The 12,098-nt window shown below is 42.2% G+C and carries 12 protein-coding genes; 5 read left to right on the forward strand and 7 right to left on the reverse strand.

What is annotated here, in order from left to right; genetic code table 11:
• Positions 1–206: 206 nt before the first annotated feature.
• The 3 genes from HUN01_RS29995 to HUN01_RS30005 all read left to right on the forward strand — a co-directional run bounded on the left by HUN01_RS29995 (position 207) and on the right by HUN01_RS30005 (position 1,406).
• Positions 207–371, forward strand: a complete 165-nt coding sequence (locus HUN01_RS29995; RefSeq protein ID WP_238845734.1) for a PIN domain-containing protein — start codon at positions 207–209, stop codon at positions 369–371.
• A 21-nt stretch (positions 372–392) separates the two neighbouring features.
• The gene (locus HUN01_RS30000) at positions 393–611 is read left to right on the forward strand and encodes a toxin-antitoxin system HicB family antitoxin (RefSeq protein ID WP_181929223.1); all 219 of its coding nucleotides are present in this window, start codon (positions 393–395) and stop codon (positions 609–611) included.
• A gap of 189 nt (positions 612–800) precedes the next feature.
• Positions 801–1,406: a Uma2 family endonuclease gene (locus tag HUN01_RS30005; RefSeq protein ID WP_181929224.1), complete on the forward strand. Its 606-nt coding sequence runs from the start codon at positions 801–803 to the stop codon at positions 1,404–1,406.
• Positions 1,407–1,440: 34 nt separating this feature from the next.
• On the opposite strand, the gene HUN01_RS30010 is transcribed toward HUN01_RS30005, so the two are convergent.
• On the reverse strand, positions 1,441–2,418 hold the full coding sequence (locus HUN01_RS30010) for a threo-3-hydroxy-L-aspartate ammonia-lyase (RefSeq protein ID WP_181929225.1): 978 nt from the start codon (positions 2,416–2,418) through the stop codon (positions 1,441–1,443).
• A 207-nt stretch (positions 2,419–2,625) separates the two neighbouring features.
• Here HUN01_RS30010 and HUN01_RS30015 point away from each other — a divergent pair, with 207 nt between their 5' ends.
• Complete coding sequence (locus HUN01_RS30015) at positions 2,626–3,438, forward strand: SDR family NAD(P)-dependent oxidoreductase (protein WP_181929226.1); 813 nt, start codon at positions 2,626–2,628, stop codon at positions 3,436–3,438.
• 334 nt (positions 3,439–3,772) lie between these two features.
• Positions 3,773–3,973, forward strand: a complete 201-nt coding sequence (locus tag HUN01_RS30020) for a heavy-metal-associated domain-containing protein (protein WP_181929227.1) — start codon at positions 3,773–3,775, stop codon at positions 3,971–3,973.
• Between the two features lie 435 nt (positions 3,974–4,408).
• Here the strand turns inward: HUN01_RS30020 and HUN01_RS30025 are convergent, their stop codons facing one another.
• From HUN01_RS30025 to trpC, 6 genes are all read right to left on the reverse strand, one after another.
• Entirely contained in the window at positions 4,409–5,371 is a 963-nt protein-coding gene (locus HUN01_RS30025) for a hypothetical protein (protein ID WP_181929228.1), read from the reverse strand.
• Positions 5,372–5,616: 245 nt separating this feature from the next.
• Entirely contained in the window at positions 5,617–6,717 is a 1,101-nt protein-coding gene (gene aroF, locus HUN01_RS30030; RefSeq protein ID WP_181929229.1) for a 3-deoxy-7-phosphoheptulonate synthase, read from the reverse strand.
• A 312-nt stretch (positions 6,718–7,029) separates the two neighbouring features.
• Entirely contained in the window at positions 7,030–8,121 is a 1,092-nt protein-coding gene (trpD, locus tag HUN01_RS30035) for an anthranilate phosphoribosyltransferase (RefSeq protein WP_181929230.1), read from the reverse strand.
• A gap of 98 nt (positions 8,122–8,219) precedes the next feature.
• Positions 8,220–9,449, reverse strand: coding sequence for a tryptophan synthase subunit beta (trpB, locus tag HUN01_RS30040; protein WP_181929231.1), 1,230 nt, complete (start codon positions 9,447–9,449; stop codon positions 8,220–8,222).
• A gap of 252 nt (positions 9,450–9,701) precedes the next feature.
• Positions 9,702–10,529: a tryptophan synthase subunit alpha gene (trpA, locus tag HUN01_RS30045; protein WP_181929232.1), complete on the reverse strand. Its 828-nt coding sequence runs from the start codon at positions 10,527–10,529 to the stop codon at positions 9,702–9,704.
• A gap of 724 nt (positions 10,530–11,253) precedes the next feature.
• Complete coding sequence (trpC, locus tag HUN01_RS30050; RefSeq protein ID WP_181929233.1) at positions 11,254–12,081, reverse strand: indole-3-glycerol phosphate synthase TrpC; 828 nt, start codon at positions 12,079–12,081, stop codon at positions 11,254–11,256.
• Positions 12,082–12,098: the final 17 nt, after the last annotated feature.

Raw genomic sequence — 12,098 nt, forward strand, 5'->3', positions numbered from 1 at the left:
ACAATATTAACATGTGGAAATATTCTTCGCAAAAACCCTGCTTTTTATGGTTTTTCAGTCAATTTTTTGTGGTAAATCAGCGTAGGCGTAGCCCGTCGTAGACATCGCTAATTTATTATCAACACAAATTTTGGAGTACAAATGTCACTTCTAGTACTTTATTAATTCAATAGACTACGCAGTCGGGAACATTGTCCCCATAACAAATGTGCTATTATTTATGGCGACCTAATTTAAAAGACAAAGCTGATAATCACTTAATTGAATTAGCAGTTGCCGGAAATGCTCAAATGATTGCTATTCACAATATCAAAGATTTTCAAAATGCTGAATTGTTATTTCCTAACTTATCAATATTAAAACCTGAATAAATTATTAGGACTTAAACAAAAATGGCAACTTTAACTATTCGTTTACCAGACGATAAGCATAATAGATTGAAAGAACTGGCTCAAGCCAAAGGCATCAGTCTCAATAAATTGATTGAAGAACTTTCTACCATAGCTCTAGCAGAATTTGATGCCCATACAAGATTTAAAGCAATGGCTGCAACTGGCAACCCAGAAGAAGGCTTAAGAATACTGGCTAAACTTGATGGTCTGACAGAATAGAGCTTGTAGGGCGATTATGCAAACACTAAGCGGAGGCGATCGCCCACATCCACCCCATCACCAAAAGTGCGAAGCGGAATAGCCCGTCGTAGACATCGCCAAGTTTAAGAATTGTCCTGTGGATCTGGCGCTTTCCCAGTGCTTAGATACTTTAAAATTAAAACAACATACTTTCAGGAGATTAGCTCAATGACATATATCTCCCAAAAAACCCTCACTAAAGAAGATTTTCTCTGCCAATATCAAGATAACCCCCAATATGAATTAGCAGACGGAGAAATAATTGACATGGAACCCACTGGCCCCCACGAAACGGTGAGTGGGAAAGTTGCAACCCAAATTGGCATACACCTTGTTGCAGAACAACTTCCCTGGGTTATTCCTCGCACTTGTTTAATTTACCCCTTCGCGGATGCAGCTACAGCTCGTCGTCCTGACGTTGTGGTTCTTGATGAAACCGTTCTCGACCGTGAACCCCTTTGGGAACGAGAACCTGTAATTACGCTGGGACGCTCAATTAAACTGGTGGTTGAAGTTGTTAGTACTAACTGGGAAACTGACTATGCACGCAAAGTTGAAGAGTATGCACTTTTAGGCATTTCTGAATATTGGATTGTAGATTATCGAGGATTGGGTGGAGTCGCATTTATTGGTAAACCTAAACAACCGACTTTCACTGTCTGTCAACTAGTTGAAGACACTTATACTCAACAGCAATATCGATTAAATCAATTAATAAAATCACCGCTTTTGCCCCGTCTTCAACTTCGCTTAGATGATACTCTTCCTCGTTGAATATATTAATACGGTCAATTGGGAATTTAACTTTTCAATCCAATCCCACAGAAAACAATTTACCAACTTGCGCCAAATCTACATTTCCACCGCTGATGATGACACCAACTCTCGCCTCTGGTGCTGTCACCACACCTTCGAGTAAAGCTGCTGCGGCGAGGACTCCAGTGGGTTCAACGACAATTTTCAGGCGTTCCCATAAGAAAAACATGGTGCGAAGAATCGCTTTTTCAGATACCGTCACCATATCATCAACGTAATGCAGCACTAAGGGGAAAGTAATTTGACCAAGGCTAGGAGTCCGCGCACCATCGGCGATGGTATTAGGATTCTTGACTGTTTGCAGGGTTTTGGTGTGAAAGGAGCGGGTAGCATCGTCGGCAAGGGCTGGTTCTACTCCGATGACTTTACAATTGGGTAAAAGTGCTTTGGTTGCGATCGCACATCCTGAAAGTAATCCACCACCACCACAACACACTAATAATAAGTCCAACTCACCAACTTCTTGGATCAGTTCTAAAGCAGTTGTCCCTTGTCCTGCGACTACATGGGGATGATCGTAAGGGGGAATGAGTGTCAAAGAGCGCTCATCTGCTAAATTTTGGGCTAATTCTTCTCGGTTTGTTTCTTGGCGATTGTATAAAATTATCTCTGCACCATAGCCACGAGTAGCAGTTTGTTTAACAACGGGTGCATCATCAGGCATGACAATGGTGGTGGGAATATTTAGGATTTTTCCAGCTAAGGCGATCGCTTGGGCATGATTTCCCGATAAATAGGTGAGAACACCTGTTTGCTTTTGTGCTACCGATAGTTGGGCTAGGGCGTTGTACGCACCTCGAAATTTAAATGCCCCCGTGCGTTGAAAGTTTTCGCATTTAAAGAATACTTGGCTATTGGTGCGATCGTTAACAATTGTAGAAGTCAGCACAGGCGTGCGGTGGGCAATTCCCAAAATTCGCTCTTGTGCTGCTTGCACGTCAGTTATAGTAACAGAATTATGCTGTGGCATTGATGATGAGATTAAATATTTTTGCTCTTGTTTATATAGATACAGATTTTTATATTTGCGCCTAATATGCTTAATCGAAGCATACTCAATTTCAGGTGGATAGCATCATTTATTGTCCCCATAAAAATAGCTACAGCAAACATTATATATTGCTGTAGCTAAATTTATGAAGCTTAAATTAATTATCACGTTAGTAATTTTCGCAACATGAATAAAACATCTGAAATTCGGCAAAAAAAAACTGCTCTAATTACAGGGGCGGCTAGTGGAATAGGCTATCAATTAACCCAGATTTTTGCTCGTCATAGTTATAATCTTGTGTTAGTCGATAAGAATGAAGAAAAGCTGACCGAAATTATAAATGAATTCCCGCAAAAGTTTGGCATTTTTGTGAAAATTCTTACTAAGGATTTATCTATACCAACATCGCCAGAAGAAATTTTCACAGAACTACAGCAAGCATCGATCAAGATTGATGTACTGGTTAACAATGCTGGCTTTGGTACTTACGGAGCATTTAGTGAAACAGACCTCAATCTTGAACTAAAAATGCTACAGGTCAATATGGTCAGCTTGACTCATTTAACTAAGTTATTCCTCAAAGATATGGTCGAGCAAGACTATGGAAAAATATTGAACGTTGCCTCAGCGGCTGCTTTTCAACCAGGGCCTTTAATGGCGGTTTATTTCGCTACAAAAGCTTATGTTTTATCATTTTCCGAAGCGATCGCTAATGAATTAGAGGGCACAGGTGTCAGCGTGACTGTTCTTTGTCCGGGGCCAACAGCATCAGAATTTCAACAAACTGCTGCAATGGAAGATTCCAAGATTGCTAACGTTAATAGAATGATGGATACGGCAACCGTTGCGAATATTGGTTATCGGGGCTTAATGAAAAATAAAATTGTTGTTGTTCCTGGGATGAGAAATAAGCTATTGACTGAAAGCGTAAGATTTACGCCCAGAAATTTAGTAACAAAGGTCGTGAGAAGTATGCACGAACTCAAAAAAAATAGGTAGTCTGATACTCTATAATATTTTCAATTAAATCACGTGAATCCCTTTCCTAAAAGCAACGAAGCTGAGTAGAGAGGGGAGGCATAGTGACTAAATAACAGGGTTAAATGCCCTGTTTTCTAGTATCTAGATGATATCCTAGTGACTCTAAATTTCACTCTTCTAAAATGTTTCAATATCTGCCATAAGATAGCTGCTTTTTTGGATATATATATGCTGTGAAAGTTGGGCAGAAGTAGCTGGATATAAAAACATCACCATAGTAAGATGTGTACTCACTATCTCAACCGTTATTATATTTATTAGAAATAAATCCAAGATGTAAAGAGGTTAAGTAATGGCAATTAAATTAAAAGTTACAAATATTAAAGGTGATGACTGTGCCAAGAATATAACTAAATCTATTCAGACTATGGAATCTGATGCCAAAATAGATGTGGACGTTAATGCAAAAACTGTAACTGTAGAAGCTGCGGCTTCTGAAGAGTCAATTAAACAGATAGTTCAATCTGCTGGTTATATTATCGAGGGCTATTAATTACGAAGAAAGGCAGAGGGCAGGAGGCAGAAGGCAGAAGGCAGGAGGAAGAAAATATATTTTTTGCCCTCTGCCAAACGGATTTAAGTAGTTAAACAAAATTAATTACACAAAATTAAGGCATGAAATCCTTATCCAGACTGGAAAATCATGTGTAAATGATTCTGTGCGATTACTTAAAGCCCCTAAGTTTATTTATGAATAAAGATAAAAAATGTATATTGCTTAGTCATATATTCGCCCGGAAAACGGGCGGAATATTATTAATTACTCTACTTGATAAAGCATATTTTCCTCTTCTGACACGCTTGAAATAGTTGGATTTATGCGGAATTATAAGCTGTAACAGATACATCTCAAGACTGTAGTATTTTGAAAGTATTGCTGTTCCTTTGTTTGCTCTGACAAAATTGTTAAATTTTCTGGTGATCGTTTTCAAGAACGAATTAACATCGGGTCATAAATTTGGCATTCTTGAACCCCATAACTGCCTAGAATCAAGCTAATCTGCTCAAGCTCATTGTCTGTGCCACTAACGATGAGTATGTAATTGCCTTGCTCAATTTGCTCGTTGTAAAAGCGTGCCCACTCATCTGCTATTCCGAGCCTCATAGCGTCAAAACGCTCACTTACATTAACGTCTGTTGACCCAATCAATTGAGAAAAGTCTTTGCAAATTAAGGAAATCTGGTTTGCTGGAAAACCGGCGGCATACATATCGTTAATTGCCGCTTCAGCATTACCTAAGTTATTAAAGTAAGCAACAGCATATTTAGGTAAAATTCCGCTTTTATTAGGAAGGGCAGGCGCAGAAGTTGTCGTGGTCAGATAATTTGTAGTTCTCTGCTCATTGTTGAAATACTCGTAAATGCCAAACTCTTCTATACCCCAACGTTGTAGAATTGCTTCTACTTTAGGAATTTCAGCAGGTGTACAATCCACGATTATGAAATAGTGTCCATGTTCTACTCGCTCGTTATATGCTTTAGCTTGTTCTTCCGATATTCCCCAACCAACTAATGCACCAGCAAAAGTCCCAGTAGCAGTACCAATACTTGCCCCGACAAGGGTTGTAACTAAAGCAGTTGCCGCTGCACCAGCGAGCATTATTGGCCCAACTCCAGGGATTGCTAAAGTTCCAAGACCTACTAATAAACCAGTTAACCCACCAACAGCGCCCCCTGAAAGCCCTCCTACTGTTGCGCCTTCGTCAGCTTTATCACCAGTGCGCTCTTTTATTTCATCATTGGCAATCTCATGATTGCGGTCTGCATTCTGTACAACTACAGATACTTTCTCCATTAATAAGCCAGAATCTCTCAGTTCATGTAGTGCCTCTTCTGCATCTCGACGATGAGTAAATACGCCTACAGCACGTTGATATTCACTTAAAACCATTATTACTCCTTGATAGCAGAGGAAAATTAATTTCCCACAAATCTAGTTTTTCATTATCTGTAATCTTAAATACAACTTGATTTAACTCAAAACCATCCTAAGTAATAAAATTCATTACAAACCCCGCCCTCAGCATCAGCAGAGCGGGGTAGTTGATGAAAACCCGATCAACAGATTCTTTAGACGAAAGAATCCGTTGATCGGGTTTAGCCGTTTGCAAAAAATCGGTCAAGATTACACTCTATCTACTTTGATAGTTCTGGTGTGAAGAGAATGCGGCTGTCATTAATGCTATTAAACGTAGGTGTAGACCAGCGATCAACTACTTTGCCTATAATTGACATTTCTTGAACTAAGCGGTCAAATTTATCAGGGGTGAGAGATTGAGGCCCATCGGATAAAGCCTTAGCTGGGTTGGGGTGAACTTCAATCATTAAGGCATCTGTACCAGCTGCGATCGCAGCCATTGCCATTGATGGAACATATTCAGACCTACCCGTACCATGACTAGGATCAATCATAATCGGTAAATGGGTTAGCGATCGCAATACCGGAAGCACTGATAAATCTAAAGTATTCCGGGCATATTTGCCATCAAAGGTTCTGATTCCCCGTTCACAAAGAATTACATTTGGGTTTCCAGATGCCAAAATATATTCTGCTGCCATCAACCACTCGTCAATTGTCGCAGACATCCCCCGCTTGAGTAGCACAGGTTTATCTTGAGCGCCTACCTTTTTGAGCAACGAGAAGTTATGCATATTCCTAGCTCCGATTTGGATTATGTCAGCTGTTCTCGCCACTGCTGATAAATCGGCAGCATCCATCAATTCTGTGACGATACCCAAACCAGTAGCTTCCCGCGCTGCTGCTAATAAATCTAAAGCGCTTTCACCATAACCTTGAAAGGCATAAGGTGAAGTGCGGGGTTTATAGGCTCCGCCACGGAGAAACTTTGCTCCGGCTGCCTTGACGCGCTTTGCGGTTTCGACAATCATCGCTTCATTTTCAACGGAACAAGGGCCGGCTACCACTACGATAGGGTGATGTTCGCCGAAATAGACATCACCGTTAGGTGTAGGTACAACAACTTCGCTGGCTTCTCCATGTCGGAATTCTCGACTTACCCGCTTGAAAGGTTGTTGTACTCGCAATACTTGCTCAATCCAAGGGCTGAATTCTTGAACCTGTAACTTATCGATGCTAGTGGTATCACCAATTAGCCCTAAGACAACTTTATGAGTGCCAACGCTTTTTTCTACGGTGACTTTCCAAGTGTCACTCAGTTCTTGGCTAATGCGGGTAATTTCCTCAACAGGTGTACCGCTTTTAAGTATGATAATCATCTGTTTTTCCTTGTATATGGTTGTTCTTGATAGTTCCTGGGTGTAATACAATGCGTTCGTAGGGGCACAGCAATGCTCATTGGTGTCAACTTAACGCGAAACCTCACGTCCGCCAGGGATTGTAAATCCCTGTCTCATAGTTAAAGTTCTCTGAAGAGGACTTCATAGCGCGAAAATTTTCAGTCTACTTCAGTAGACTTGAGCAATTAGTCAGGGAATTATATTCCCTGGCGGGTGAACAACACCTAATCAGTACGCTATTTTTGGCTTAAGTTGACACCAATGAGCAATGCTGCACCTCTACCTTGGCAATTAGCGCAAAAATTCCGCAAGTTGTTCTAGTTTTGTCCAAGCTGCGCCGCTTTGCAGGATTTCCTTCGCAAGGACAATACCTTTAATACAACCGGCTAAAACATCCGTTTCCCCATGAATGGCTTCACCAACTTGGAGCGCTAGGGCTGTATTTAAAGCGACTACATCTTGCTGCGCTTGAGTACCTTTACCTTGGAGAACTGCCTTCAAAATTTCGGCATTTTCTTGGACATCTCCACCGCGTAACGCCGCAGTGGGGGCAAAATTCAAACCAAGTTCTTGAGGATTCAGCGTTAGAGAACGGACTTTTTTATCTTGGAGTACAGCTAAGTCGGTGACATCTGCTAAACCAGCTTCATCTAAACGTTCCCGTCCGTGAAGTGCGATCGCTTGTTGACATCCTAATTGCGATAAAGCTTGAGCGATTTCCTCTAGTAAAAGCGGATCGTTGACACCAATAATTTGCCCTGTCGGACGCATGGGATTTACTAGCGGGCCGAGTAAGTTAAAAACAGTCCGCACTTTCAAAGTTTTTCGCAAAGTAGCGATCGCTTTGAGTGCAGGATGCCAACCTGGAGCAAACAAAAAGGTAATTCCAACTTCACCTACTGCGGCTTGCACTTTTTCAGGAGTGGCGTTGAGATTTATACCCAAAGCTTCCAGTACATCAGCCGAACCGGTCTTGCTAGATGCCGAACGATTGCCATGTTTAGCAACTTTTACTCCGGCGGCGGCGGCGACAAAGGCGACAGCAGTCGAAATGTTAAAAGTTGAAGCGCCATCTCCACCAGTTCCACAAGTGTCAATTAGAGGGATTGGGGACTGGGTACTGGGTACTGGGGATTGGGATTGTAAGACCCTGGCCATGCCCACTAATTCTTCTGCGGAGACACCTTTGGCTTGGATTGCGGCTAAAATTGCTCCTGATAGGACATGGGGAATGGCATCTGTGAGCCAACCTTGCATCAAATCTGTAGCTTGGGAAACCGTCAACGATTGCCGATTTAACAACTGTTGCAATAAAGCTGGCCAGTTGTAAAACTCAGAAGAGATGTAGGTGTTTTCAGGTGGAATTTGAGTTAAAGCTATCATATTTTATTGGGCATGGGGCATGGGGCATGGGGCATTGGTCATTAGTCATTAGTCATTGGTGATTTACGAAGGACAAATGACAAAGGACAAATGACAAATTAAGGAATAAGGACTTTGGCGACGGTTTGCACATCTTTGTCGCCTCTACCGGAGCAATTGATGACGATGCGGGGATTGCCTTTTAACTGAGGACAAAGGGTTTCGAGATATGCGATCGCATGAGCAGTTTCCAAAGCTGGGATAATTCCTTCTAGTTGCGAAAGTCTTTGGAATGCATCTAACGCCTGTTTATCGGTGACGCTGTAATATTCGGCGCGACCAAGATCCTTTAAATAACTATGCTCAGGGCCAACGCCGGGATAATCCAATCCGGCACTTATTGAATGGGCTTCGATGACTTGACCATCATCATCTTGCAGTAAATAACTCATTGCACCATGCAATACACCTATTTTTCCTTTTGTCAAGGTAGCAGCGTGTTTTTCTGTATCTACACCTTCACCCGCCGCTTCAACTCCAATTAGACGCACTGAAGATTCATGGACAAATTCATTGAATAAGCCGATCGCATTAGAACCTCCACCCACGCAAGCCAGTAGAATATCTGGTAATCCTCCCCATTTCTCCTGGGATTGAGCGCGAGTTTCTACACCAATTACCGCGTGGAAGTCACGGACAATCATCGGGTAAGGATGAGGCCCGGCAACAGAACCCAAGATGTAATGGGTTGTTTCCACATTTGTCACCCAATCCCGAATTGCTTCGGAAGTTGCATCTTTGAGAGTGCCAGTACCCGCTTCTACTGGATGAACTTCTGCCCCCATCAACTTCATCCGAAACACGTTGAGGGCTTGGCGTTCCATATCGTGGACACCCATGTAAATCACACATCTCAAACCAAACCGCGCACATACAGTTGCAGTCGCTACGCCATGTTGTCCTGCACCTGTCTCTGCAATAACCCGTTGCTTGCCCATACGTTTAGCTAGCAACACCTGAGCTAAAGCATTATTAATTTTGTGAGCGCCTGTATGATTTAAATCTTCACGCTTTAAATAAATTTGTGGCCCAGTGCCATCTGGTCTAGCGTAGTTTGTTGTCAGGCGTTCCGCAAAATATAATGGGCTGGGTCGTCCTACATAGTCACGGAGTAAGTTTTGCAGTTCTGCTTGGAAACTCGGCTCGTTGCGATATTGATGGAATGCTGCTTCTAACTCACTTAATGCAGGCATTAAGGTTTCTGGGACGTATTTACCGCCGAATTTTCCAAATCTGCCCAAAGAATCTGGTTGAACGGTTGCAGTTTTGATGTCTTGTATGCTTACCACTGGTTAAAATCCTTTTATGTTGAAATATATTTTTGAGAACTGAATATAGCGGTTCTCGGTTGAGTGAGGTAAAGGAACCCCACCCTAGGGTTTACCCCCCTTAATCCCCCCTTGCAAAGGGGGGAAAAAGAAATCCAGTTCCCTCCCCTTTGCAAGGGGAGGGTTAGGGTGGGGTAAAACCTTGGTTAATGAGCTATTTCAGACTTGTGTTTACACCGTAGGTTCTTCGAGAGGGGACTATGATGTACCTTTTTACTTTGCGGAACCAACTTGTTGCAGGGATACTGGGGTAATTGCTGCTTTGAGTTCCTGACAAAATTTTTCCACGGCTTGCAATCTCTCAGTTGGGCTACCTTCAGCTAAACGTTTGACGAAGGCGCTACCAACAATCACCGCATCTGCTCCCCATTCCATGACTTGATGCGCTTGTTCTGGTGCTGAGATGCCAAAACCAACGCCGATAGGTTTATCGGTGACGCTTCGCAAGTCGGTAATTAAATCTTTTACGCGGTCTTGGATTTGAGCGCGGATACCTGTAACTCCGGTGACGCTTACTAGGTAGATAAAACCTTGAGATTGACGAGCGATCGCTAAAATTCTATCTTTAGAACTGGTAGGAGCTACAAGTAAAATTACCTCAATTCCAAAAGAGGCAGCAGTTTGGATTAATTCTTCTGCTTCTTCTAAGGGTAAGTCTGGTACTACCAACCCGCGCACTCCAGCCGCAGCAATTTTTAGTAAAAATGTCTTAATACCCCGGTGCAAAATGGGATTGTAATAAGTGAATAGAATTATTGGCGCTTTCATGGTAGGAATTACAGCTTCTAACATCTCTAGCACTTGCTCTAATTTCGTGCCTTTTTGCAAAGCGCGAGTTGCTGCTGCTTGAATTACAGGCCCATCTGCGAGAGGATCGGAGTAGGGAATGCCCAACTCGATAAAGTCAGCACCGTTGCGATCTAAGATACGTAAAGCTTCGGCAGTGGTTTTTAAGTTAGGATCGCCTGCTGTGATAAAAGGGATTAAAGCACACTGTTGGCGATCGCGTAAAGTCTGAAAATGAGCGGAGATAGAAGTCATGCAGAAAAATAGTTAATGATTGGTTAATAGTTCTGGAATAATCAACACTTAGCAATTAGCGATACCCACGCTAAATTTTTTGTTAACGAGTCTTTGATACTCGTGAATGAGTCTTTTAGCTCCATTAATGAGGCTTTTATCTCCATTAATGAGTCTTTGAACTCCGTTAATGAGGCTTTTATCTCCGTTAATGAGTCTTTTAGCTCCGTTAATGAGGCTTTTATCTCCGTTAATGAGGCTTTTATCTCCGTTAATGAGTCTTTGAACTCCGTTAATGAGTCTTTTATCTCCGTTAACGAGTATTAGAGCGCTTCTCGTTTGGATGCAATATACTTTGACCTCTCTCCAAACCTCTCTCCTAAAAGGCTACGGTGTACACACAAGTCCTTTTGACCCCCTCTAACTCCCCCTTGCCAAGGCTACAGTGTACACACAAGTCGAAAAAAGCTTGATTTTCCATTCTTTTGTCGTTTATCTCGTTTACCTCGTTTTTATCTCGTTCCCATGTTCTACATGGGAATGCTCCTCGTGGAGGCTCTGCCTCCAATCTGGCATTGAGTCAGAGACTCAATGAATGCATTCCCAGTCGGAGACTGGGAACGAGGAAAGTCTTATCAAGCTAGGTTTTTAGGACTTGTGTGTACACCGTAGCCTAAAAGGAGAGAGGCTTTGAATCTTACTCCCCTTCCCTTGCAGGGAAGGGGCTGGGGGTTAGGTCTGTATTCTAAGAAAGGCTCAAAAGACTACGCACAGCTTGTTCTACATCGCTTTGTTTAACTAAAGACTCTCCAACCAAAACCGCACGGACACCAGCTTCAGCAACAAAAGATAAATCAGCAGGTGTATAAAGTCCAGACTCACTAACGACGGTGATATCTAAACTTTGCAAATATTGCTGGCGCTGTGTTAAAAGTTGCTGTGTTATTCCTAAATCAACGGTAAAATTTTCTAAATTGCGATTGTTGATTCCTACTAAATGTAAATCGTCAAGCTTAAGCACTCGATCTAGTTCAGCTAAAGTATGGACTTCTACCAGTGCATTCATGCCCAAATAGTGAATCAGTCGCAAAAAGCTTTGAAGTTCTTGGTCTGATAAGATAGCGGCAATCAACAAAACTGCATCTGCGCCTGCTGTCCGTGCTAAATAAATTTGATAGGGGTCAATGATGAACTCCTTACACAGTAGGGGTAATGCTACTTGCTGACGGATACCACGCAGATTATCAAAACTGCCCTGAAAAAACTTATGATCAGTGAGGACTGATAGACAAGCTGCACCACCTCGTTCATAAGCTTGAGCGATCGCTACAGGGTCAAAATCTGCCCGAATAATCCCACGGCTAGGTGATGCTTTTTTTACCTCGGCAATTAAGCTAGGTTGCTGAGGATTTTGTTGTAAAGCAGCCAGGAAATTTCGGATAGTTGGAGCCGCAATTAATTGCTGTTGCAAATCAGCTAAAGAAAATTCTTGCTGCATCTGTGCAACTTCTTGCCTTTTATGCAACACAATTTCTTCAAGAATATGGCGGGAAGTCGTAACTTGCTTAATCATAAAATTCTTAGGGAAGG

This window comes from Nostoc edaphicum CCNP1411, assembly GCF_014023275.1.
In the GTDB taxonomy this organism is placed as follows: Bacteria; Cyanobacteriota; Cyanobacteriia; order Cyanobacteriales; family Nostocaceae; genus Nostoc; species Nostoc edaphicum_A.